The following is a 21,831-nucleotide window of genomic DNA, read 5'->3' on the forward strand; positions in this document are numbered from 1 at the left end:
GTGGTCCTCACCGCAGAGGAGGAGCAACAGGTCGTCTAATACGTTTTAGTAGAATCGCGAGTGGCCGCAGATTAATACGTTTCAGTTCACCAGTCACCGCGGCGGATCATCACGGTTGCGTAAAGTCGACGTGGGTCACGATGGAGGGTCGATGCCACCGAAGAACCGTGCCTCGTCAGGAGCCGGGGCGGGCTCGGGCTCCCCCGGCCGTCCGCGCGCCGAGGATTCGCCACCCCGGCTGCGCAGCACCGACATCGCGCGGCTCGCGGGCGTCTCCGTCGCGGCGGTGTCCATCGCGGTCAACGGGCGCCCCGGGCTGAGCGACGCGACCCGCAAGCGCATCCTCGATGTCGCGAACGAGCTCAACTGGCGTCCGCACCTGGCCGCCCGGGCGCTCAAGGGCGCGGCCAACGACGTGGTCGGCATGGTCATCGCCCGCCCCGCCCGCACGCTCGGTGTCGAGCCCTTCTTCGCCCAGTTCCTCTCCGGCCTGCAGTCCTGCCTGTCCAACCGGGGAATCGCCACGCAGTTACTCATCGTCGAGGACACCGAGACCCAGGTGGCGGTCTACCGGCGCTGGGCCGCCGAGCACCGGGTGGACGGCCTCGTCCTGCTCGACCTCGCGGTCGACGACGTCCGGCCACAACTCGTCGCCGATCTGGGCATCCCCGCCGTGGTGCTGGGAAGCCACGGCAACCCCATGCCGCTGACCAGCGTCTGGGTGGACGACCACGCCGCCACGGTGAGCATCCTGCGCCATCTGGTCGCCCTCGGACACCGGCGCGTCGGCCACGTCAGCGGCACTCCGGCCTACCAGCACACACAGCGCCGTCTGCGGGCCATCGACGACGTACGCGAGTCCACCGGCATCGACGTGACGTCCGTCGCCACCGACTACTCCGACGCCCAGGGCGCGTCGGCGACCCGCCGCCTGCTCGAAGCCGACCCCCGCCACACGGCGATCGTCTACGACAACGACGTGATGGCGGTCGCCGGACTCGGCGTGGCCACCGAGATGGGCATCCCGGTTCCCGGCGAGGTCTCCGTGGTGTCCTTCGACGATTCCGTACTCACCACCATGGCGCACCCCTCGCTCACCGCGCTCACGCGCGACACCTTCGCGCTCGGCACGCTCACGGCCACCGAACTGCTCCGCGTCATGGCCGAGCGCCCCGCGCCCCGCTCCGTGCAGGCCCCCACTCCGCAGCTGGTCGTACGGCAGAGCACCGCCCCTCCCGCCGAGGGATAGCGCGCGGGCGCCGGTGTCCCTGTCGGCGTAAAACCACGCGAGGTCCGTCGCAGCCGTCGGCTAGCCTCGCGGGGTTGTTCGCCGCGCCGTCAGAAGGAGACCGCCATGGCCCAGCCCTTCCCGCCCGCCGAACCGGACGCGCACGGACTCCTCGACGTCGGCGACGGAAACCGGATCTACTGGGAGACCGGCGGAAACCCCGGGGGAAAGGCGGCGCTGTGCGTGCATGGCGGCCCCGGCAGTGGTGGGAGCCGCAGCAGCTACACGATGTTCGACCCCGAGGTCTACCGGGTCGTCCTGTTCGACCAGCGTGGCTGCGGTCGGAGCCGTCCTCATGCCTCGGACCCGGCGGTCGGCCTCGCGCACAACACCACCCACCACCTCATCGCCGACATGGAGCGCCTGCGCGAGCACTTGGGCATCCAGCGCTGGCTCCTCCACGGCGGCTCGTGGGGCTCGACGCTGATCCTGGCCTACGCGGAGCGGTACCCCGAGCGGGTCTCCGAGATCGTCATCGCGGGCGTCACCATGACCCGGCCGGAGGAGACCGACTGGCTCTACCGCGGCGTCGGACGCCTGCTGCCCGGCCCCTGGCAGGCGTTCCGCGACGCCCTGCCGGAGCCGGACCGCGCGGGCGATCTGGTGGCCGCCTACGACCGGCTGGTGAACAGCCCCGACGAGGCGGTCCGGGCCAAGGCGGCGCGGGACTGGTGCGCCTGGGAGGACGCGGTCATCGCCCACGAGGTGCTCGGCAGCCCGGGCTACTACAGCGACAAACCCGACGACGCGCTGATGGCCTTCGTACGGATCTGCGCGCACTACTTCGCCCACGACGCCTGGCTGGAGGACGGACAACTGCTGCGTGACGCGCACCGGCTGGCGGGGATCCCGGCGGTGCTGATCCACGGCCGGCTCGACCTGGGCAGCCCCCTGAAGAGCGCGTGGGAGCTGGCCAAGGCGTGGCCGGACGCGGAGCTGAAGGTGATCGACGACTCGGGGCATACGGGCAGCCCCGCGATGCGGGACGCGATCCTGGAGGCGATCGCCCGGTTCGGAAGGAACGGACAGCGACCGGCCCCTACTCGCCTGCCGGCCTGAACGGCCCGCAGGCCGGTGGGGCCGTCAACCGGCTTCGGCGCGGTGGCCGCTCATCACGGCCAGGCTTTCGTCGCGGATGGGCTGTGAGGTGTCGCGATCGGGGCGGTAGGGGGCCAGCTCGGGTGCGGGGGTGGCGGTGGTGAGTTCTTCGGCGGCGAGGGCGGCGAGGAGCGGGGCGAGGGTGACACCGCTGTGGGTGGCGATGGTGTAAAGGCCGGGCGCGTGGGGATGCGGGCCGACCAGGGGGAGGCCGTCCTCGGGTACGGGGCGGACACCGACCCGGGTGCCTCCCAGGGCACGGAAGGCGGGCAGGACGGCGGCGCACCGGCTGAGGAGGTCCGCTTCGGGCGGCACCTGGGTGGCCGGGGTCGGGTCGAGGAGGGCGTCGACCGGCCAGGAGATGGCGCAGACCCGGTTGCCCGGGGCGGGGCGCAGGTCGACGCCGGGGGTGGCGACGATGGCGCGCAGTGGCTCGGCGAGGGGGACGGACTCGCCCACCAGGCCGGGGATCTGGCGCAGCGGCAGCCGTGTCCCGGCCAGTTCGGCGATGCGTCCGGCGCCGGGTCCCGCGCAGTTGACGACGTGGTCGGCCTCGAAGCGCCGGCCGCGCGCCTCGGCGCCGCGTATCCGGGTCCCGTCCCGCAGCAGGGCGGTGACGGGGGTGTCGTAGCGGATGTCGGCGCCCAGGGCCGCGGCCCGGTCGAGGAGGGTGCGCGCGAGGAGGGGCGCGTCGTACCAGGTGGCCTCGTCGTGCACGACGAGTTCGGTGGCGCGGCAGGAGGCGGGGTCGACGGCGGGTACGAGGGTGCGCAGTTCGGCGGGGTCGGCGGTGCGGCAGGGGTGGCCCCACTCGGCGAGGCGCTCGGCGCGCGTACGGAGGGTGCGCTGTTCGTCCTCGGTGTGGCCCCACTGGACGAGCGGTGCGGGGTGGCGCCAGCCGGGGGCTCCGGTGCGGGCGTGGATGTCCTGCTCCAGTTCGCGGTGGAGCGCGGCGCTGCGCTGGTTGAGCAGGAAGTAGGAGTGGGGGGTCTTCAGGTGGGTGACGTCGATGGAGAAGGTGGCGCTCGAGGTGCCCGGGGTGGGGCCGCCGGCGTCGAGCACGGTGACGCCGACACCCGCCTCGGCGAGGCGGTGGGCGGTGGCGGCGCCGATCACTCCGGCGCCGATGACGAGGGCACGGGTCATGGAGACTCCTTCGGTGGCAGTCGGGGAAAGGGAGCGTGCCGGGTGGTCAGAGCACCTTGCTGAGGAACGCGCGGGTGCGTTCGTGGCGCGGGTCGCTCAGCACGTCCGCGGGCGGGCCGGTTTCGATGACGGCGCCGTCGTCCATGAACACCAGCGAGTCGCCGACCTCCCGGGCGAAGCCCATCTCGTGGGTGACGACGACCATGGTCATGCCGTCGTCGGCGAGTGCGCGCATCACCTCCAGTACTTCTCCGACGAGTTCGGGGTCGAGCGCGGAGGTGGGTTCGTCGAACAGCATCAGTTCCGGCTCCATGGCCAGGGCGCGGGCGATGGCCACGCGCTGCTGCTGGCCGCCGGAGAGCTGGGCGGGGTAGCTGTGGGTCTTGTCGGCGAGGCCGACGCGGTCCAGCAGTTCCGCGCCACGCCTCCGGGCCCGTTCCTTCGGTTCCTTCGCGACCTGGACGGGTGCCTCGATGACGTTTTCCAGCGCGGTCATGTGCGGAAAGAGGTTGAAGCGCTGGAAGACCATGCCGATGCCGCGGCGGCGCCGCGAGACGGCCTTCTCGCTCAGTTCGTGGAGCTTGCCGTCGCGCTCTTCGTAGCCGACGAGTTCACCGCGGACGTACAGGCGTCCCCGGTCGATGGTCTCCAGGTGGTTGACGCAGCGCAGGAAGGTGGACTTGCCGGACCCGGAGGGGCCCACCAGGCACATCACCTCGCCGGGGGCGACGGTCAGGTCGATGCCCTTGAGGACGTCGGTGCGGCCGAAGCTCTTGTGCACGCTCTCGGCGCTGATCACGGCGGGTGTCAACGTGCGCTCTCCTCATGGTGTTTCCGGGTTGCGGCGCGCAACCGCTGGAGCGGGGTGGGCGGCAGGGTGCGGCTGGTGCCGCGGCCGAAGCGCCGTTCCAGGTAGTACTGGCCGATGTTGAGTACGGAGGTGGCCACCAGGTACCAGAAGCAGGCGACGACCAGCAGCGGCACCTGCTGGAAGTTGCGCGAGTAGATGCCCTGGATGGAGGTCAGCAGCTCGGGCACGGCGATGGCGAACACCAGCGAGGTGGTCTTCAGCATGGAGATCGCCTGGTTGCCGGTGGGCGGGATGATGGTGCGCAGCGCCTGCGGCAGCACGATGCGGCGCAGGGTCTGCCCGCGGGACATGCCCAGCGCCTGGGCGGCCTCGCTCTGGCCGTCATCGACGGAGGTGATGCCCGCGCGGACGATCTCGGCCATGTACGCGGCCTCGTGCAGCCCGAGGCCGAGGACGGCGGCGGTGAGCTGGGTGATGAGGACGTTGGTCTCGGCCTGTATGAACGTCGGTCCCCAGGGGATGCCGAGGCCGATGGTGGGGACGATCGCGGAGAGGAAGTACCAGAAGAGGAGCTGGACCAGCAGCGGGGTGCCGCGGAAGAGCCAGATGTAGCACCAGCTCAGCCGGGACAGGATCGGGTTGGCGGACATCCGCAGGACGGCGAGGACAACCCCGCCGACGATGCCGACCGCCATGGCGAGGACGGTCAGCAGCAGGGTGGTCCGCAGCCCCTCCATGATCACCGGCGAGAAGAGGAATTCGCCGACGGTCCCCCACTGCATACGGGGGTTGGTGATCCAGCCCTCCAGGAGGAAGACCATCAGGAAGGTCACGGCGACCGCGGCCACGCGCAGCCCCGGGCGGCGCACGGGGACGGCGCGCAGGGTTTCGGCGGCGGGTCCGGAGCCGGTGCCGCCGGAGTCCGCCCGGGTGAGGGTCTCGGTCATGCCGCTCCCCCGTTCACCGTGGCGCGCTTCAGGGCCCCGGAGGCGATGTTCCACTGCTTGAGGATCTTCGCGTAGGTGCCGTTGTCGATGAGTTTCTGCAGGGCACCGCGGACAGCCCGTACCAAGGTCCGCTCCTCCTTGTTGATCAGGATTCCGTAGGGCAGGAAGCGGTACGGCTCGCCGGCCGTGCGGAACCTGCCGTGCGACATCTCGGCCTGGTAGACGACGGTGGGGGTGCCGCCGACGAACGCGTCGGCGCGGCCCGTGGACAGGGCCTGGAAGCAGCCGACGGAGTCGGGGAAGACCAGTTTCTCCAGCTCGGGTTTGCCGTCCGCGGCACACTTCTTCGCCTGCGCCGCCACGTCGTCCACCTGCGAGGTGCCCTGCTCGACGGCGACCTGGCCGCCGCACAGGCTGCCGAGTGAGCGGATGTTCCCGGCGGCCTTCTCGGAGGCGAGGATCGAGCTGCTGGTCTTCATGTAGTCGACGAACGTGACCTGCGACTGACGTTCCTTCTTGTCGAGCATGGCCTGGATCGCCACGTCGTAGCGGTGGGACCTGACCCCGCCGATGATGCTGTCGAAGTTCGCCTGCACCAGGTGGACGCGGAGGCCGAGGACCTGGCCGACCGCGCGGATGAGGTCGGGTTCGGCGCCGATGACGGTCTTGTTGTCGATGTCCAGGAGGGACAGTGGCGGGTAGTCGTTGCCGACAGCCGAGGTGAGGGATCCCTTGTCGCGGATGTCCCGCGGGAGCAGGGCACGGAGTGCGGGGTCGACGCGCTGCTCGGGCACCTTGGACTGGTTGACGGTCGTGGTGCCGCCGCACGCCGTCACGGCCGGCGTGAGCAGTGCCGCGAGTGCGAGGGGAAGTGCAGTGGCGCGGGCTCGCGCCTGCCTTCCGGGCACGGTGCCTCCCTTCTGGGCTGCTGGTCGGGGGACCGGTACGGGGCTGGTGGACGCCCAATCTGCGCGATGGCGGTGGCCCGGGCAAGATCAGGGAGAGTGAACGTTTCCACGCGGAGTGTTAAGTTCGTCTGATGCTGACTCCGCCGCAGCTTCAGGCGATATGCGAGGTGGTCGCCGCGGGCTCGTTCCGTTCGGCCGCCCAGCGCCTCGGCTACACGCCCTCCGCCGTCTCCCAGCAGATCTCCACGATCGAGCGCGCCCTGGGCGTCGCGCTCTTCGAGCGCTCACCGCGCAGCGTGCGCCCCACTCCGGCCGGGCTCCAGCTCGCCCGGCGCGCGGGCCGGCTGCTGGCCGACCTGTCGGCGACGGAGAACGAGATGCGCGCCTACGCCGCCGCCGAGCGGGGGCGGCTGCGGCTGGGCAGCTTCTGGTCCGCGGGCTTCCGGCTGGTGCCGACGGTGCTGACGGGGTTCCTCCGGGACCGGCCCGAGGTCGACGTCCGCTACGAGGAGGGCGACCCGCAGGTCACCGTGCCCGCGGTGGTGGAGGGGCGGCTCGACCTGGCCGTGATCTTCGAGTACGGCGTGGTGCCGCACAGCCGGCCCGATGGCCTCGACCACACGCTGGTACGGGAAGAGCCGCTCTACGTGCTCCTGCCCGCGGGACACCCCCTCGCCGGGCGGCGCCACATCCGCCTGGCCGATCTGCGGGACGAGCGCTGGATCAGCTACCACGAGGACACCGACGCCGCCCGCTGTCTGCGCCACATCTGCGCGGCCGGTGGCTTTCTGCCGGAGGTGCTCTTCCGTACGAACGACTACAACCTGCCCTACGAACTGGTCCGGCAGGGCCTGGGGGTGGCGATCGCACCGGAACTCGCCATCGTGGACACCTCCGCCTCCCCCGACGCCTCCGGCACCCACCTCGTCCGGCTCACCGACCCGACGCACACCCGCCGGGTCTACGCCACGCGCCGCACCAGCGACCCCAACCCGTTCCTCCCCCAGGCCCTCGCCCTCCTGCACACCGCCGCGGCCGCCCTGCCCGAGCGGGGCGACGGGGCATGCGCCACGGTCACCGGCTGACGCCGAACAGCGGTGCGGTGGTGGGCCGTTCAGTGAGCGGCCGTTCCACCCGGCGAAGCCGAACACCGCGGGCGTGCCGACCGTGTAGGGCAGGACGTTGGGAAAGGCCGGTCGCCGGTGAGGTGTCGTGCTGGGTGAACAGCGGGTGGATCATGGACCGCACAGCCGTGTGCCCCGCCCCTGCCACGCCACGGCCTGTGCGCGGCCCTTGTACTACCTTTGCCTCGAGTTCGCCGGGCATTGGCCTGCGCTTGTTTGCATACAGGAATGGACCACATCACCTTCCTGGTGGCGGTCGTCATCGTCACGGCCCTCGCCTTCGACTTCACCAACGGATTCCACGACACGGCGAACGCGATGGCGACCTCCATCGCCACCGGCGCGCTCACCCCCAGAACGGCGGTTCTGGTGAGTGGGGTCCTCAACATCGTCGGGGCCTTCCTGTCCACCGAGGTCGCCAAGACCATCTCCGGCGGCATCGTCGACGACTCCCTGGTCACCCCAGGGATGATCTTCGCGGGGCTGGTCGGGGCCATCCTCTGGAATCTGCTGACCTGGCTGGTCGGGCTGCCGTCGAGCTCGTCGCACGCCCTGTTCGGCGGGCTGATCGGGGCCGTGTGGGTCGGGGCGGGCGCCCATGGCGTGCACTTCGACAAGGTCATCGAGAAGGTGCTGATCCCGGCGGTGGCCTCGCCGCTCGTGGCCGGTGTCGCCGCGCTGCTGGCCACCTACCTCGCGTACCGGCTCACCGACCGGGCCCGTAAGAAGTCGGTGACCAAGGGCTTCCGGATCGGCCAGATCGCCTCTGCCTCGCTGGTCTCTCTCGCCCACGGCACGAACGACGCGCAGAAGACCATGGGGGTCATCACCCTCACCCTGATCTCGGCGGGCGCGCTCGGCCATGACGCCGGTCCGCCGCTGTGGGTGATCGCCTCCGCGGGGCTCGCCATCGGCCTCGGCACCTACCTGGGCGGCTGGCGGATCATCCGCACCATGGGCAAGGGCCTCACCGAGATCCAGTCGCCGCAGGGCTTCGCCGCCGAGACCGCCTCCACCACCGTCATCCTCACCTCCGCCCACCTCGGCTTCGCCCTGTCCACCACCCAGGTCGCCTCCGGCAGCATCCTCGGCGCGGGGCTGGGCCGTCGGCTGGCGGAGGTGCGCTGGGGCGTCGCGGGCCGCATGGTCATCGCCTGGATGGTCACGCTGCCCGCCGCCGCGGTGGTCGGTGGCGTCTCCGCGAGCGTGGTCACCAACGGCGGCAACATCGGCGCGGCGGTCGTGGCCCTGGTCGGCGCGGCCCTCGCCGGGGGCATCGTGCTCCTGTCGCGCCGTAACCCCGTGGACGCCAAGAACGTCAACGACGCGCACGAGGTCACCCTCCGCACCGAGCCGCCGGCCGCGGTCGGCACGGCCGCCTGAGTCCCCTCGCATCACGGAGAGTTGAAAACCATGCATCTCGACTGGAGCGCACTCGGCCAGGTCACCGCCGTGAGCGTCGGTGTCACCGTCGCCGTGGTCACCGTCTTCGCCCTCGGCGTCCTGGGCCTCGCCCGCGTCGAGGCGGCCCGTGAGGGGAACGGCACCGGCTCCGCCCTCGGCCTCACCCAGGCCGGGCTGTGCTTCGTGGCGTGCGCGGCGGTGGTGGCGTACGGAATCTATCTGATCGTGCCGCAGTTCCACTGACGGGGAAGGAGGACCGGATGAAGACATCGCCCCTGCTGTCCGAGCTGGCCGACCTGCGGGTCGACTACACCGATCACGACGACCCTGTGCTCATCCGGCCGGACGGAAGCCCGGTCGACACGTGGCGGGAGAACTATCCGTACGCGCAGCGCATGGAGCGCCCGGAGTACGAGTGGCACAAGCGGCTCCAGCAGATCGAACTGCTGAAGCTGCAGCGCTGGATCAAGGAGACCGGACGCCGGCTCGTCATCGTCTTCGAGGGCCGGGACGCGGCGGGCAAGGGCGGCACGATCAAGCGCTTCATCGAGCATCTCAACCCGCGCGGCGCACGCGTCGTCGCGCTGGAGAAGCCGACCGAGCGCGAGCGTGGCCAGTGGTACTTCCAGCGGTACGTGGAGCATCTGCCGACCGCGGGCGAGATCGTGCTCTTCGACCGCTCCTGGTACAACCGGGCCGGTGTCGAGCGGGTCATGGGCTTCTGCGCGGAGGACGAGTACCAGCGCTTCATGCGCCAGGTGCCGATGTTCGAGCGGATGCTCGTGGACGACGGCGTGGACCTGGTGAAGTTCTGGTTCTCGGTGTCCCAGGGCGAGCAGCGCACGCGCTTCACGATCCGCCAGGTGGACCCCGTACGGCAGTGGAAGCTCAGCCCGATGGACCTCGCCTCGCTGGACCGCTGGGACGACTACACCGCCGCGAAGGTCGCCATGTTCCGCGAGACGGACACGGATTACGCGCCCTGGACGGTGGTCAAGAGCAACGACAAGAAACGGGCCCGGGTCGAGGCCATGCGCAGTGTGCTCGCCCGTTTCGACTACGCCGACAAGGACGAGGAGGTCGTCGGCACCGCCGATCCGCGCGTCGTGGGCGCGGCGGCGGGTCTGCTGGAGGCAGGTGAGGACGACCCGGACGACACCGGCGGGCGCTGACCGGAGCCGACGGGGATGTGGCGGGGCCCGGCCCGCGGGGAAACGGCCGGGCCCCTTCGCATTGATCTTCGTGCTGCTGGGCGAGCGGCTCGGCGCGGGTGTGATCACCGGCGGGCGGCTGCTGCGGGGCCGCCACGGGGCGGCCGGTGAGATCGGCTTCATCCGCTTCCCCGGCCTCCCCGGCAACGGCCTTCCCCGCAACGGTCTTCCCCGCAACGCCCCCCGGCGAGCCCGCTCCCCCGCGCCCGGGCCTGCCACCGCAGGCCTCGGACACCGTGCGGAACGCGGCCGCGGGCGACCCGGACGCGGCCCGGGCCGTCGCGTCCTACGGGCAGCGGCTGGCCGACGGCATCGCCTCCGTCCTGCTCGCGCTCGACCCGGCGCTGGTCGTGCTCGGCACCGGCCCGTTCGGCGATCCGGGCCTGCTGCCCGCCGCCGAACTCCTCCTCGACGCCGCCCAGCGGCACGCCGGCGGCCTCCTCCTGGACCCGCCGCGCTGGCAGCTGTCGGCCCTCGGCGACGAAGCCGTGATCACGGGCGCGGTTCGCCTCGCCCTCTCCTCCGTCGAGGCCGTCCTGCGCACCCGCCCCACCAGCCTCACCCCGCGGTGAGCGGGCCCGTGCCACGCGGGAGCGGCGCGTGCCGCTTCCCCGGCGCGGCCGGGGTCATCGGCGGTCCCGCGCTTCGGACGGGGCGAGAAGGTAGGACTGGAGCTGCCCGAGCAGTTCGCTGATGCCCTCCCGGTCGGCGCGGTAGCGGACCAGCTTGCCGCTGCGCGTCGACTGGAGCAGGCCGCCACGCCGGAGGACCGCGAGGTGTTCGGAGGCGGTCGACGGGCCGAGCCCGGCACGTTCGGCGATCTCGCCGACGGTCAGCTCCTCCCCGTCGGCGAAGTGCGAGAAGACCCGCTGTCGGGTTCCGCTCGCCAGCGCCTTGAGAAAGACCTGGAGGTCGTCGCCGGGCAGGGCGGCCTCGGGGCCGTCCGGGGCCCGGTACTGGCGGGGCACGCGGAGGGCCCGGTGGAGGTCGAATTCGGCCAGCGGGATGTCCAGGGCCGAGCAGACGTCGCGGACGACGGCCCGTTCGCTTTCGTCGAAGTAGCCGTCGGCGCAGCCGATGACGATGCCGATCTGGATGACGGCCCGTGCCTCGGCGGGCTTCCTCTTCGCCTTGCCGATCTCCCGCATGGCGCTGACCTTGCCGAGGGCGAAATCGGCGCTCAGCTCGTCGAGGTGGTCCTCGAAGCGGCGGTGGAGGTCGTCCGAGGGGAAGTTCTGGAGCACGTCGTTGGTGGCGATGAGCTGGGCGACGCGCTGTCGTTCGGATGGGTCGATCGTGCCGTCGGCCGCCGCGACCAGGGCGCACATCGCCATGCTGGCATCCCGGAACGCCCCGCTCCGCAACTCCTGCTTTCTCGCCGTGAGCTGAGCCTGCATCGCCTGGATCGAGTCCCTGAGGCGGTCCCACAGCGCCATCCGCATCTCCTTGTCGGTACTCCCCCAATGATCGCCCATCGCCCGTCGCCGACGTGACGTGACGGGCGGTCCGGTCACGGCTCCGTGGGCGCGGCCAGGGACGGGTTCTGTCCGGACCGGCTCAGCGCCCGGGCGACGAACCCGGACGCCGTCAGGTGAGCCACCGTCTCGCTCAGGAACCGCACCGTCTCCGGACGCCGCGTCCTCGTCGTCCCGACGGCCTGCCGGATGGTCATGAACGCGGGCTCGACCAGGCGCAGCCCGGGCCGTTCGGCGACGTGCGCGGTGAGGGGCTGCCGGATTCCGGCCGCGGCCTCCAGTTCCCCGGCGTGGAAGACGTCCACCCCCTCCGCGCCCCGGACCACGGTGGCGTGCCGCAGGGTGCGCGTCAGGTACAGGTCGTAGGCGGAGCCCTGCTTCACACCGATACGGACGCCCTCGTGGTCCACGTCTTCCGGTGTCCGCAGCGTGGACTCGGCCGGGACGGCGTACATCCCTTCGATGTGCACATACGGGGCGGTGAACGCGATCTCCGCCTCACGGGCCGGTTCGACGGCGAGGAAGCACAGGTCGGCGCGGCCGGCGGCCATGGCCTCGTAGGACTTGCGGGCCGCGTCGAAGCACAGGAACTCCACGGGCAGGCGGATGCGCCGGGCTATCTCACCGGCGAGATCGACGGTGACCCCGCGCGGCGCGTCCGGGGTGCCCTGGGCGAGGACGGGGTTGCCGAGATTGACGGAGGCCCGCAGCGCTCCGGCGGGGGCGAGGTCGCGGGCGAGCGCGGCGAGGTCGGTGATCTCCATGGGCCGAGTCCAGGCACGGCCACCGGCCGTGCCCGGCCCGCTCCCACCCATCGGAGCCTTCACCTCACCCAGGGGACCCGCCGAGTCCGGGCGCGGCCGCCAGGAAGGTGTCGAGCACGCCGTCCGCGACGCGGACCGGGCCCTCGGGGCGGGTCTCCCCGGGGATCGTGCGGATCCGCCCGGCCTGCCCGGCCAGCGACGACGCCTCGGCGAACCACTGCTCGGCCTTCCGGGTGTCGCCGTCGAGCCGGGCGCCCAGCGCGTCCAGGGTGCGTTCGAACGCGCGGCCCCACAGCGCCAGCCCGTCCAGCCACGGCGCGCAGTCCGCCACGAAGCCGCGGTCGGCCACGCCCGCCCTGATGATGGCCGGCGCCGTGGCCAGCCGCGCCGCGGAGGGGCGCAGAGCGGCCAGTGCCGCCCGCCGCCGTCCGGCGTCCCAGTCGGTACGGAACCGGGCCAGCCGGGCGGCCAGTTCGGGCGCCTGGGGCTGCCAGGGTTCGGCGCCGAAGGTGGGCGCGAGGTGCTGGGTGTCGAAGAAGGACAGCAGCGCGGAGACGGTGGCCGCCTCCGGTTCGCCGCCCGCCAGGTACGCGGCGGCGGCCCGCCAGGTGCGGTCCGGGTCGTACGCGGTGTCGTTCCAGGCGAAGGCCGCCCCGCCGAAGAGGGCGACCTTGCTGGCGGCGGCCTGGTTCATCGGGTTGAGGACCAGCCCGGAGAGCTGCTGGTGCAGACCGGCCTCGCGGGCGTCGTACGGGGCGAGCAGCAGCCGCCCCTCGGCCTGGCCGTAGTCGTTGACGGGGTAGTTGTCCCAGACGAACACCTTGCGCCCCCATACGGCGGCGGCCCGGGCGGCGTCGGCCACGGTGATCCGCGGCGGCACCACGTCGGTGCCGGTCCACATGACCTCGACGCGCGGGTCCAGCCGCTCGCGCAGGGCCTGCTTGTACGCGGTGTCGGTGACGTCGCCGTACTCGGTCGGCACCGTCTGGAGCGGCGCGGTGGCCTCGCGGGCGTCCAGGAACTCCTTCTGGACCCGGTTCAGCAGATCGGCCTGCGCCTCGCCCGCGGCCCGTTGCGAGGGCTCGCCGTAGGCGGCGCGGTCGGCATCGCAGTTCCACCGGGTATAGCTGATGTCGTCCAGCGGCACCGAGAAGCTGCGCACCCCGAGGTCGTACATCGCCCCCAGCTTGGTCCGCAGCGCCGTGAACTCGGCGGGATCGCTGTAGCAGAGGGAGTTGCCGGGCGAGAGCGCGAAGGTGAACCGCACATGGTGGGCGGCGGCCTGCCGGACCAGCTCGCCGAGCTGGGCGAGCCGGTCGGCCGGGTACGGCTCGCGCCACTTCTCCCGGTGGTACGGGTCGTCCTTGGGCGCGTAGATGTACGTGTTCATCTTGACGTCCCCGTAGAACGCCAGCTGGTCCATGCGCTCGGCGTGGGTCCACGGGCTTCCGTAGAACCCCTCGATCACCCCGCGCAGCGGCATCAGCGGATGGTCCACGACCGATACCGAGGCGATCCTCCGGGCGCCGGTGACCAGCTGGCGCAGCGTCTGCGCCGCGTAGTACGTCCCGTCGGCGTCCGCGCCCGCGAGCGCCACCGCGGTGCCCCTCGCGGCGAGCGCGTACCCCTCCGCGGGCAGCTCCCCGGGCGCCCGGCCCCCGGCGGCCCGCAGCGCCTTCGCCACCCGGGCCTCGGCGAGCCGCCCGACGGTCACCGTCAGCCCCGGCCCGGAGCCGCCCCGCAGGCGCTGCGCCCCCGCCCGGCGCAGCACCGAGGCGACGAGTTCGCGTGTGGGCCGGTCCACCCCGTCGCCGTAGACCACGCGCACCTCGGCGGGCACCCTGATGTCCGGGCCCAGCCGGGCCATCGCCTGCGGACGCGGGACGACGGACGGCATCGGACCGGACCGCACGCCGGTGGCGGCGGTGGCGGCGGTGGCGCCGGTGGGCAGCAGCAGCCCGAGGAAGGTGAGGAACGCGATCACGGCGGCCAGAGGGCGGGAGCTTCGGCGCATGGAACTTCTCCTCCGTGGCGTGGCATGGCGTGGCGTGGCGGCGGCGGTGCACGACGGTGACACGTGGAGCGGAGTGAACGGCGGGGCGGATGCGGTGCCCGGTGCGCGACTTCCCGGAGACACATACCCATGGCCCGGGACCGGCGAATCCCCTGATGGTCCCGAGTCCGCCGACAGCGGGCTTGGAGATCTCTTGACCGCGCCGCGGGCATGGAGTACGGCCGCCGGGCAACCAGCCGAGGATGACACGCATCGGAATCGTCGTCCTGATGGTGGTCGCGGCCCTTGCGTCGGGCGTGGCCGCGGTGGGGATCTCGCCCTGGTGGTGGCCGGCCGCCGTACCGCTCGCCCTGCTGGGCCTGCTGGGTTCCTGGGACCTGCTGCAGCGCCGGCACTCGGTGCTGCGCAACTATCCCGTTCTGGGCCACGCCCGCTTCCTCATGGAGCGGATGCGCCCCGAACTCCAGCAGTACTTCATCGAGCGGAACTTCGACGGTCGCCCCTTCGACCGGGACGTCCGCAGTATCGTCTACGAGCGGGCGAAGGGCACCGACGCCGAGGAGCCGTTCGGCACCGAACGGGACGTGTACCAGCCCGGCTACGAGTTCCTGGTGCCGTCGATGGCTCCCTGCCCGGTGCCCAAGACGGCGCCGCGGGTGCGCGTCGGCGGGCCCGACTGCGCCCGCCCCTACGACATGGCGCTGCTGAACGTGTCGGCGATGAGCTTCGGCTCGCTCTCGGCGAACGCGATCCTCGCCCTGAACGGGGGCGCGGCGACCGGGGGTTTCGCCCATGACACCGGCGAGGGCGGCCTGTCGGAGTACCACCTGCGGCCGGGTGGCGACCTCATCTGGGAGATCGGCACCGGATACTTCGGCTGCCGCACCCGGGACGGCGACTTCGACCCCGGCGAGTTCGCCGACAAGGCCGCGCACGACCAGGTGAAGTGCGTGTCGCTCAAGCTCTCGCAGGGGGCCAAGCCGGGCATCGGCGGGGTCCTGCCGGGAGCCAAGGTCAACGCCGAGATCGCGCGGGTGCGGGAGGTGCCCGAAGGCCGGACGGTCATCTCCCCCCCGTACCACCGGGCGTTCTCCACCCCGCGCGAACTCGTCCGCTTCATCACCCGGATGCGGGAGCTGTCCGGCGGCAAACCGGCCGGGTTCAAGCTCTGCGTGGGCTCGCGCCGGGAATTCCTCGCCGTGTGCAAGGCCATGCGGGAGGAGGGGACGGCCCCCGACTTCATCGTCGTGGACGGGGCCGAGGGCGGCACCGGCGCCGCGCCGCTGGAATTCGCCGACCACATCGGCGCCCCGCTCACCGAGGGGCTGCTCACCGTGCACAACGCCCTCGTCGGCACGGGGCTGCGTGACCGGGTCAAGATCGGCGCGAGCGGCAAGATCGCCACCGGTACCGACCTGGTCAAGCGCATGGTGCAGGGCGCCGACTACGGCAACGCCGCGCGGGCGATGATGTTCGCCGTGGGCTGCATCCAGGCCCAGCGGTGCCATACGAACACCTGCCCCACCGGCGTCACCACCCAGGACCCCCGGCGGGCCCGCGCCCTCGACGTCGGCGACAAGACGCCCCGGGTGCGGCGCCTGCAGGAGGCGACGGTGGCGAGCGCGCTGCAGATCATGGCGTCGATGGGGGTCACCGATCCCGCGCAGTTGCGCCCGCACATGCTTCGCCGGCGCATCGACCCCTCCACCCTGCGCTCGTACGACGAGCTGCACGAGTGGCTCGGCCACGGCCAGTTGCTCGCCGAGCCCCCCGAGTCCTGGGCGGCCGACTGGAACGCCGCCGACCCCGACCGCTGGAACTGAAACGACGTCTCGTGCGGCGGCGGACTCACGGCCCGCCGACGGGCGGGAGGGCGCGGGCGATGAGCTGGGCGAGATGGGTGCCGGTGCGGTATGTGCGCTGGGCGATCTGCGTACGGCAGCTGAATCCGTCGGCGAGGATGTGCGTGCCGGGCGCGGCCGCCCGTACGGCCGGGAGCAGGACCTGCTCGCCCGCGGCCACCGATACGTCGTAGTGGCCGCGTTCGAACCCGACGTTGTCGGCGGTGCGGCCCCAGGCCACTGAGTGGGTCCCGCACGCGTTGTTGCCGATCATTCCGCCCAGGGTGCAGCGAAGTCGAGCACCACGCCCGGGCCGACGGTCTGGCCGGAGGTGCTGGTGCCCGCGCCACGGGCGGTGTCGGGCACGCCCAGGCGGCGGCAGGTGGAGAGCGCGGCGAGGACGTGGCGCCGCGTCCGGGGGAAGACCACGGCCAGCGGGACCTGCCGATAGTTGGAGGCGTGGGCCGCGTACTGCGCGCGGCGTCCGGCGTCGCCGTACACCTCCCCGCAGTCCGCGCGGGCGAGGGCGTCGGTCACCGCCGCCGGGTCGGCACCGCCGATGCCTGGTGCTGTCGTGCTCACCGCGCTCGCTCCTTCTGTGCTCACCGGTCACGTGGAACACTCACCGGTCGGGTCCGCCCCGGCCGTCCCACGATGTCGTCGGGCGCGGACCCTTCACAAGGCCCAGCAGGGCGATAGTCTTGACGGAGGAGGGCAAGTGTTCCTTACGCTCATGGTGTTCCCGCCCCGCCCGCTCCACGTCCCCGGGGAGCCGCGTTGCTCAAGCCTTTGCATCTCCTCACGCTGAAGGCCGTCGTCGGCAGCGGCTCGTTCGCCGTCGCGGCCCGCGACCTCGGCTACACCGCCTCCGCGATCTCGCAGCAGATCTCGGCCCTGGAGAAGGACACCGGTCTGGTCCTTTTCGAGCGGGAGGCGCACGGGATCCGTCCGACCGCCGCGGCCCACCGGCTGGTCGATCTCAGCGGCAGGGCCCTGGCCGCCCTGGACGATCTGGACCAGCAGGTACGGGAGCTGGCCACCGGTGTCACCGGGCGGCTGAGGCTGGGCAGCTTCCCGACGGCGAGCGTCCGGCTGGTGCCCGCCGCGCTGTCGGCGCTCGCCGGAACCCACCCCCGGGCGCGGATCCAGCTGGAGGAGGGCGAACCGGAGGACCTGATCGCCCTGCTCAGCAGCGGTGACCTGGACATCGCCCTGGTCTACGAGTACGGGCTCAGCCCCCGGCAGTGGCCCGACGGGCTGACCCGCCACCCCTTGCTGCGTGAGGACCTGGTCCTGCTGCGGGCCGCGGACAGCCGGCTGGGGGCGAGCCTTCCCCAACTGGCCGCGGCACGCTGGATCACCAGCGCGGAGGGCACAGCCGGGGCCCTCTCGCTGGTCCGGCTGTGCGCGGCCGCGGGATTCGACGCGGAGGTCGCGTTCCGGAGCAACAACTACGACGTCGTACGGGAGTTGGTGTCCACGGGGCTCGGCGTGGCGGTCGTCCCGGCGCTCGGCCACGCGCCCAGCGAGGCGATCCAGGCCACCCGGCTCACCCAGCGGTCCGCGCACCGCCAGGTGATGGCCCTGCACCGCGGTGAGAACACCAATCCCCTCCTCGGCACGGTGCTGGACACCCTGCGGCGCGCGGTGCCCGCCGGCGAGCCGTATCTGCACGCGGTCGAGGAGCCCGCGCCGTGATGCGCGCTACCGGGGCGGGGTCCCGGCCCGGCTCGGGCTCGGGCTCGGGCTCGTCGGATTCCGTCATGGCGTCGAGGGCGTCGAGATCCACCGAGCCGCCCGGCATGACGCTCCGGGTGCGGCGGTAGCCGTACAGCGCGTAGATGAGCAGGCCCGCGACGAGCCGGCCCCCATCCGCACCCAGGTCTCCCAGTGCAGGAACGACATGAGCCAGACGGAGAACACCATCCCGAGGACCGGCACCACGGGCATGCCCGGACAGCGGAAGCCCCGCTTGAGGTGGGGCTTGGTGTAGCGCAGGACCAGGACGGCCGCGCAGACCACCACGAAGGCCAGCAGCACACCGATGTTGGTGAGGTCGGCGACGGCGTTGATGGGCAGCAGGCCCGCCAGGACGGCGGCCACGATGCCGATGACCCAGGTGGCGCGGTGGGAAACCTTGCGCTTGGGGTGGATGCCGCCGAACCCTGGCCCCCGCCGCGGCCGGTCCTGCTGACCGTGTACGAGGGCTCCAGCACCCTCACCCTGCCGGTGCGCGGAACCCATGAGCCCGACGAGGCCCCCGAGCGCCCGTTCGGCGAACCGGAGGGCACACCGCCCGTCGCCACCACGCAGGTGCCCCCGCCGGAGATGCGGTGGGACGTCACACGCGATCTGGTCGGCTACCGCTCCGCGCTGGAAATCGTCAAGGACGCCGGCACGGTGCGCTACGAGGACACCGGCCTCGATGTCGGCCGCCGCGCCCACGAGCGCTACACGGCCGTCGCGGACGACTTCACCTCGGTCACCGGCGAGTCCACCTGGACCATGCGCTTCCGGCGCGATGACTGGGACGTACGCGTCGTCACCCACACCGTGCTGCGCTCCAGCGAGACGGACCTCTTCGTCGACGCCACCTTGGACGGCTGCGAGAACGACCGGCGCGTGTTCTCCCGCACCTGGAACGAGACGCTCCCCCGCGACCACCTGTAAGGGCGGCGCTGTTTCGTCACTCCGCCCAGGGAGCCGGGCCCGTGCTCGCCCAGGTGGCGAGCTCCTGTCCGTCGACGCACAGGATTCCGCACTGAGCGGCGTACTCGACGGCGGGCCCGGTGAACTCGCTGGTGGTGACCACCGCTGCGATCCGGGCGTCGTGGACGGCGAAGCAGGTGCCGCCGAAGCGCTGGACGTCCTGCGAGCCCACCTTGTGGGCCGCGTCGTACCGCTTGCACTGGATGACCAGGCGCTGCCCGCCGGGGGTGGTGGCGAGGACGTCCGCTCCCAGGTCACCCGCGCCACCGGTCGCGCCGATGACCTGGCAACCGTCCCGTTCGCACAGGTCTGCCACCGCCTGCTCGAACTCCCCGGGAGTCATCGCCTCGAAGTCGGCCTCCCCGAGGGGGACTTCCTCCGGGGCATCAGGGGCGACGGCCTCCGGCGTCAGCACGTCGCCGCGCCGCGCCGAAGGGGCCGGGGACGCGCGTCGGCCGGCCCGGCGGCGGATCGCCACGGCGGCCGAAAGCGCCGCCAGCCCCAGGGCCACGGCGGCGACAGGATGGTCCTCGGCCGTCCGGGCACCGGCTTTCACGGCGGTGCCCGCCGCGAGGAGAACAATGGCGATCAGCCCGAAGCAGACCGACAGATTGCGCAGGCTGAAGGTGTACTGGCGACCGTTACGTGGCCGACGGCCGGACGTGGTCATGGGCGGCAGTCCCCTTCGTGTATCGGCGTCAAGATCGTCACTGCCGACTGCCCCGGTACGCTGCTTCCACACCCCCGGGCTGTCCGGGCCCGGGAGGAAGAACGCGCCGTTGAACAGCAGCGATAGCGAAGCGTGAAGAGGGTACCGGTGGTCCCATGCCTGCCATGTTGAATTCGACGAGAACCCGCGCCGCGCTCCGCGTGTCGGCGCGTATTTCCCTTGAGTCGCTGCTGGTCCTGGTGATGGCCGCGGTGCTCCTATGGCTTCTGGGCCGCATGTGGTCGGTCGTGTGGCCACTCATAGTCGGCCTGCTCCTTACCACGCTGACGTGGCCCCCGGCCCGTTTCCTGCGCGGGCGCGGGTGGCCTCCGGCCCTGGCCGCCTCGGCCGTGACCGTGCTGTTCCTGCTGGTCGCCGCGGGCACCGTGGCGCTGATCGCGGTACCGGTGGCATCCCAGGCCGGCCAACTGACCGACGGCGTGGCCGCAGGCATCCACGAGGTGCGCCAGTGGGCCGCCGGGCCACCGCTGAACATCGGCGATGCCCAGATCTCCGAGGCCTCCGACGCCGCGGCCGCCCGCATACAAAGCGGCGCCGGAAGCATGATCACCACGGTGGTCACGGGGCTGAGCACCGTGATCGACGGTGTGGTCACCGCCGTTCTGGCGCTCTTCCTGATGTTCTTCTTCCTCAAGGACGGCCCGCGTTTCCTGCCGTGGCTCACCCGCCAACTACCCGGCCGGCTCGCCACCGACATCCCCGTCGTGGCCGCGCGCGGTTGGGACACGCTGGGCACCTTCGTGCGCTCCCAGGCCCTGGTCGGCTTGCTCGACGCCGTCCTCATCGGTCTCGGACTGTGGGCTCTGGGGGTGCCCCTGGTTCTCCCGCTGGCGGTCCTGACCTTCGTCTCCGCGTTCGTGCCGATCGTGGGTGCCCTGTTCGCGGGCGCGGTCGCGGTGCTCATCGCGCTGGTGTCCAACGGCGTGACGGACGCGCTGATCGCGCTGGCGATCATCGTCGTGGTGCAGCAGCTCGAGGGCAACGTGTTCCAGCCCATGATCCAGAGCCGTGGGCTCGGCCTGCACGCGGCGGTGGTCCTGCTGGCGGTGACGCTGGGCGGCAGCCTGGCGGGCATCGTGGGCAGTCTGCTCGCCGTACCGGTTGCCGCGCTGATCGCGGTGGTCTGGAACTACCTGCGCGAGCAGCTCAGCGAGCCACGGCACGAACCGGAGACCAGCGAGCAGCACGCTTAGGCTAGGCTGACCTAATTGACGGAGGCTTATCCGCGTCCCTTCCTTCTCACAAGGAGACGTTCATGCGCCTGGGCACGGCCGACATCGGGAACGCCTTCGTCGCGTTCGGACTGCCCGGCACACCCGGCACCGACGCGTTCTGGGACGCGGCGGGGACAGCCGCCTCGATACCGGCCGACGACGGCGGTTGGACGACCTTGTTCCTGTGGCGCGGGTCCCCGGCGACCGTCGTCTTCGAGAGCTGGTCGGAGCCCGTCCCCTTGCGCCGGTGGGGCGACACGGACTGCTGGTACGCCGAGGTGCGCATGCCCGCGCGGCTGCGGGTGACCTACCAGTTCCTCGTGGGCGACGAAGCTCACGCCGACCCGTTCAACCCGGCCGGTGCCGGCGGCGACCGGTCCATCGCCGCGACCCCGGACGCCCCGGCCCAGCCGCACTGGCCCGTCATCGGCGACGCGGACGTGCTCCCCCTCCCCCGCGCCCGGATCCGCTGGAGCAGTGAACGGCTCGGCGGGCGGCGCACCGTGCGCGTCCATCCGGTGGGCGGCGGCGGGCCCGTGGTCCTGCTGCTCGACGGGGACGACTGGCTGTATCTGCACCCGGCCATGACCGCGTTCGACTCGGCCCACGCCAGTGGCGAGATGCCCGCCGTGACGCTCGTCTTCCTTCCGGCCAAAGACCGGGAGGCCGAGTTCGCGTGCGGGACCGCGCTGTGGGAGGCGATCCGGGACGAACTGCTGCCGCTGGTGGCGGAATCCGGCGCACCCGCCGACCCGGACCGGCTGGTGGTCGCCGGGCAGAGCCTGGGCGGGCTGAGCGCGATGTACGCGGCGCTGGAGTTCCCGGACCTGGTGTCCCGCGTCGCCTGCCAGTCGGGGTCGTTCTGGTGGAGCCCAGGCGCCACGGACCTGCCGGACCCCTTGGGCGGCCCGGTCGGCGGCACCCTCGCCGCGCGCCTGCGGGAGCGCCCCGACCTGTCCGGCCTGCGGGTCGCGTTCGACGTGGGGGAACACGAGACACGGATGCTGCCCCACTGCGAGCTGACCGAGACCCTGGCCGAGCGGGCCGGCGCGACCGTACGGGTCTCGCGGTCGGCGTCCGGCCACGACCGGGCGGGCTGGCGGCATGCCCTGCTCAGGGATGTCGCCTGGACACTGGGCTAGCGGCC

General features: G+C 72.1%; 20 protein-coding genes and 4 pseudogenes. 13 read left to right on the forward strand and 11 right to left on the reverse strand.

All coding sequences use genetic code 11. The annotated features are described in order from the left end of the window. The first annotated feature begins 151 nt into the window (after positions 1 to 151). Both ACFZCY_RS14140 and pip read left to right on the forward strand, forming a co-directional pair. The gene (locus ACFZCY_RS14140; protein WP_391172341.1) at positions 152 to 1,249 is read left to right on the forward strand and encodes a substrate-binding domain-containing protein; all 1,098 of its coding nucleotides are present in this window, start codon (positions 152 to 154) and stop codon (positions 1,247 to 1,249) included. Between the two features lie 105 nt (positions 1,250 to 1,354). Continuing rightward, positions 1,355 to 2,347, forward strand: coding sequence for a prolyl aminopeptidase (pip, locus tag ACFZCY_RS14145; protein ID WP_391172343.1), 993 nt, complete (start codon positions 1,355 to 1,357; stop codon positions 2,345 to 2,347). A gap of 24 nt (positions 2,348 to 2,371) precedes the next feature. On the opposite strand, the gene ACFZCY_RS14150 is transcribed toward pip, so the two are convergent. The 4 genes from ACFZCY_RS14150 to ACFZCY_RS14165 are packed head-to-tail and all read right to left on the reverse strand — an operon-like array spanning position 2,372 to position 6,198. Further along, positions 2,372 to 3,532 carry an FAD-dependent oxidoreductase gene (locus ACFZCY_RS14150; protein ID WP_391172345.1) on the reverse strand — a complete coding sequence of 387 codons (1,161 nt, stop codon included), beginning with the start codon at positions 3,530 to 3,532 and terminating at the stop codon, positions 2,372 to 2,374. A gap of 46 nt (positions 3,533 to 3,578) precedes the next feature. Next, positions 3,579 to 4,331 carry an ATP-binding cassette domain-containing protein gene (locus ACFZCY_RS14155; protein WP_391173621.1) on the reverse strand — a complete coding sequence of 251 codons (753 nt, stop codon included), beginning with the start codon at positions 4,329 to 4,331 and terminating at the stop codon, positions 3,579 to 3,581. Between the two features lie 8 nt (positions 4,332 to 4,339). Beyond that, on the reverse strand, positions 4,340 to 5,290 hold the full coding sequence (locus tag ACFZCY_RS14160) for an ABC transporter permease subunit (protein WP_391172347.1): 951 nt from the start codon (positions 5,288 to 5,290) through the stop codon (positions 4,340 to 4,342). Further along, positions 5,287 to 6,198 (reverse strand): transporter substrate-binding domain-containing protein, encoded by a 912-nt coding sequence (locus tag ACFZCY_RS14165; protein ID WP_391172349.1) that lies wholly within the window; start codon positions 6,196 to 6,198, stop codon positions 5,287 to 5,289. Before ACFZCY_RS14165 ends, ACFZCY_RS14160 begins: the two co-directional genes overlap by 4 nt. Positions 6,199 to 6,329: 131 nt before the next feature. Here ACFZCY_RS14165 and ACFZCY_RS14170 point away from each other — a divergent pair, with 131 nt between their 5' ends. The 6 genes and pseudogenes from ACFZCY_RS14170 (at position 6,330) to ACFZCY_RS14195 (ending at position 10,509) form a co-directional block, all read left to right on the forward strand. Further along, the gene (locus ACFZCY_RS14170) at positions 6,330 to 7,283 is read left to right on the forward strand and encodes a LysR substrate-binding domain-containing protein (protein WP_391172351.1); all 954 of its coding nucleotides are present in this window, start codon (positions 6,330 to 6,332) and stop codon (positions 7,281 to 7,283) included. A 267-nt stretch (positions 7,284 to 7,550) separates the two neighbouring features. After that, entirely contained in the window at positions 7,551 to 8,705 is a 1,155-nt protein-coding gene (locus ACFZCY_RS14175) for an inorganic phosphate transporter (RefSeq protein WP_391172353.1), read from the forward strand. 30 nt (positions 8,706 to 8,735) lie between these two features. Next, positions 8,736 to 8,969, forward strand: coding sequence for a hypothetical protein (locus tag ACFZCY_RS14180; protein ID WP_391172355.1), 234 nt, complete (start codon positions 8,736 to 8,738; stop codon positions 8,967 to 8,969). A 17-nt stretch (positions 8,970 to 8,986) separates the two neighbouring features. Then, positions 8,987 to 9,898, forward strand: a complete 912-nt coding sequence (ppk2, locus tag ACFZCY_RS14185) for a polyphosphate kinase 2 (RefSeq protein WP_391172357.1) — start codon at positions 8,987 to 8,989, stop codon at positions 9,896 to 9,898. 70 nt (positions 9,899 to 9,968) lie between these two features. Then, positions 9,969 to 10,055, forward strand: a pseudogene (locus ACFZCY_RS14190) (hypothetical protein); the annotation flags it as partial. Positions 10,056 to 10,173: 118 nt separating this feature from the next. After that, positions 10,174 to 10,509: an ROK family protein gene (locus ACFZCY_RS14195; RefSeq protein ID WP_391172359.1), complete on the forward strand. Its 336-nt coding sequence runs from the start codon at positions 10,174 to 10,176 to the stop codon at positions 10,507 to 10,509. 54 nt (positions 10,510 to 10,563) lie between these two features. Here the strand turns inward: ACFZCY_RS14195 and ACFZCY_RS14200 are convergent, their stop codons facing one another. The 4 genes and pseudogenes from ACFZCY_RS14200 to ACFZCY_RS14215 all read right to left on the reverse strand — a co-directional run bounded on the left by ACFZCY_RS14200 (position 10,564) and on the right by ACFZCY_RS14215 (position 14,190). Next, positions 10,564 to 10,905, reverse strand: a complete 342-nt coding sequence (locus ACFZCY_RS14200) for a metalloregulator ArsR/SmtB family transcription factor (protein ID WP_391173624.1) — start codon at positions 10,903 to 10,905, stop codon at positions 10,564 to 10,566. A 15-nt stretch (positions 10,906 to 10,920) separates the two neighbouring features. Further along, positions 10,921 to 11,373, reverse strand: a pseudogene (locus tag ACFZCY_RS14205) (tellurite resistance TerB family protein); the annotation flags it as partial. A 74-nt stretch (positions 11,374 to 11,447) separates the two neighbouring features. Next, complete coding sequence (locus ACFZCY_RS14210) at positions 11,448 to 12,176, reverse strand: transporter substrate-binding domain-containing protein (protein ID WP_391172361.1); 729 nt, start codon at positions 12,174 to 12,176, stop codon at positions 11,448 to 11,450. Between the two features lie 64 nt (positions 12,177 to 12,240). Further along, positions 12,241 to 14,190, reverse strand: coding sequence for a beta-N-acetylglucosaminidase domain-containing protein (locus ACFZCY_RS14215; RefSeq protein WP_391172363.1), 1,950 nt, complete (start codon positions 14,188 to 14,190; stop codon positions 12,241 to 12,243). Positions 14,191 to 14,432: 242 nt separating this feature from the next. Here ACFZCY_RS14215 and ACFZCY_RS14220 point away from each other — a divergent pair, with 242 nt between their 5' ends. After that, positions 14,433 to 16,013, forward strand: a complete 1,581-nt coding sequence (locus ACFZCY_RS14220) for a glutamate synthase-related protein (protein WP_391172365.1) — start codon at positions 14,433 to 14,435, stop codon at positions 16,011 to 16,013. 25 nt (positions 16,014 to 16,038) lie between these two features. On the opposite strand, the pseudogene ACFZCY_RS14225 reads toward ACFZCY_RS14220, so the two are convergent. Further along, a pseudogene (locus ACFZCY_RS14225) lies at positions 16,039 to 16,613 on the reverse strand (FAD-binding protein). A gap of 195 nt (positions 16,614 to 16,808) precedes the next feature. Between ACFZCY_RS14225 and ACFZCY_RS14230 the strand changes: the two are divergent. Continuing rightward, a complete protein-coding gene (locus ACFZCY_RS14230; RefSeq protein ID WP_391172367.1) occupies positions 16,809 to 17,729 on the forward strand; it encodes a LysR substrate-binding domain-containing protein in 921 nt (306 codons plus the stop codon). 63 nt (positions 17,730 to 17,792) lie between these two features. On the opposite strand, the gene ACFZCY_RS14235 is transcribed toward ACFZCY_RS14230, so the two are convergent. Then, positions 17,793 to 18,134, reverse strand: coding sequence for an amino acid permease (locus ACFZCY_RS14235; protein ID WP_391172369.1), 342 nt, complete (start codon positions 18,132 to 18,134; stop codon positions 17,793 to 17,795). Positions 18,135 to 18,197: 63 nt separating this feature from the next. Here ACFZCY_RS14235 and ACFZCY_RS14240 point away from each other — a divergent pair. Continuing rightward, a pseudogene (locus tag ACFZCY_RS14240) lies at positions 18,198 to 18,701 on the forward strand (peptidase S15); the annotation flags it as partial. 16 nt (positions 18,702 to 18,717) lie between these two features. On the opposite strand, the gene ACFZCY_RS14245 reads toward ACFZCY_RS14240, so the two are convergent. Beyond that, the gene (locus ACFZCY_RS14245; protein ID WP_391172371.1) at positions 18,718 to 19,410 is read right to left on the reverse strand and encodes a restriction endonuclease; all 693 of its coding nucleotides are present in this window, start codon (positions 19,408 to 19,410) and stop codon (positions 18,718 to 18,720) included. Positions 19,411 to 19,565: 155 nt separating this feature from the next. Here ACFZCY_RS14245 and ACFZCY_RS14250 point away from each other — a divergent pair, with 155 nt between their 5' ends. Together ACFZCY_RS14250 and ACFZCY_RS14255 are read left to right on the forward strand one after the other, a co-directional pair. Then, complete coding sequence (locus ACFZCY_RS14250; protein WP_391172373.1) at positions 19,566 to 20,663, forward strand: AI-2E family transporter; 1,098 nt, start codon at positions 19,566 to 19,568, stop codon at positions 20,661 to 20,663. Between the two features lie 62 nt (positions 20,664 to 20,725). Continuing rightward, complete coding sequence (locus ACFZCY_RS14255; RefSeq protein WP_391172375.1) at positions 20,726 to 21,826, forward strand: alpha/beta fold hydrolase; 1,101 nt, start codon at positions 20,726 to 20,728, stop codon at positions 21,824 to 21,826. Positions 21,827 to 21,831: the final 5 nt, after the last annotated feature.

It is taken from the genome of Streptomyces sp. NPDC007983 (genome assembly GCF_042958345.1).
In the GTDB taxonomy this organism is placed as follows: domain Bacteria; phylum Actinomycetota; class Actinomycetes; order Streptomycetales; family Streptomycetaceae; genus Streptomyces.

What these genes read in the sequence shown, in the direction of transcription:
- ACFZCY_RS14140 (WP_391172341.1), top strand. Translation starts at nt 152, where the DNA reads ATGCCACCGAAGAACCGTGCCTCGTCAGGAGCCGGGGCGGGCTCGGGC.
- pip (WP_391172343.1), top strand. Translation starts at nt 1,355, where the DNA reads ATGGCCCAGCCCTTCCCGCCCGCCGAACCGGACGCGCACGGACTCCTC.
- ACFZCY_RS14150 (WP_391172345.1), bottom strand. Translation starts at nt 3,532, where the DNA reads ATGACCCGTGCCCTCGTCATCGGCGCCGGAGTGATCGGCGCCGCCACC.
- ACFZCY_RS14160 (WP_391172347.1), bottom strand. Translation starts at nt 5,290, where the DNA reads ATGACCGAGACCCTCACCCGGGCGGACTCCGGCGGCACCGGCTCCGGA.
- ACFZCY_RS14170 (WP_391172351.1), top strand. Translation starts at nt 6,330, where the DNA reads ATGCTGACTCCGCCGCAGCTTCAGGCGATATGCGAGGTGGTCGCCGCG.
- ACFZCY_RS14175 (WP_391172353.1), top strand. Translation starts at nt 7,551, where the DNA reads ATGGACCACATCACCTTCCTGGTGGCGGTCGTCATCGTCACGGCCCTC.
- ACFZCY_RS14180 (WP_391172355.1), top strand. Translation starts at nt 8,736, where the DNA reads ATGCATCTCGACTGGAGCGCACTCGGCCAGGTCACCGCCGTGAGCGTC.
- ppk2 (WP_391172357.1), top strand. Translation starts at nt 8,987, where the DNA reads ATGAAGACATCGCCCCTGCTGTCCGAGCTGGCCGACCTGCGGGTCGAC.
- ACFZCY_RS14210 (WP_391172361.1), bottom strand. Translation starts at nt 12,176, where the DNA reads ATGGAGATCACCGACCTCGCCGCGCTCGCCCGCGACCTCGCCCCCGCC.
- ACFZCY_RS14215 (WP_391172363.1), bottom strand. Translation starts at nt 14,190, where the DNA reads ATGCGCCGAAGCTCCCGCCCTCTGGCCGCCGTGATCGCGTTCCTCACC.
- ACFZCY_RS14220 (WP_391172365.1), top strand. Translation starts at nt 14,433, where the DNA reads ATGACACGCATCGGAATCGTCGTCCTGATGGTGGTCGCGGCCCTTGCG.
- ACFZCY_RS14245 (WP_391172371.1), bottom strand. Translation starts at nt 19,410, where the DNA reads ATGACCACGTCCGGCCGTCGGCCACGTAACGGTCGCCAGTACACCTTC.
- ACFZCY_RS14250 (WP_391172373.1), top strand. Translation starts at nt 19,566, where the DNA reads ATGCCTGCCATGTTGAATTCGACGAGAACCCGCGCCGCGCTCCGCGTG.
- ACFZCY_RS14255 (WP_391172375.1), top strand. Translation starts at nt 20,726, where the DNA reads ATGCGCCTGGGCACGGCCGACATCGGGAACGCCTTCGTCGCGTTCGGA.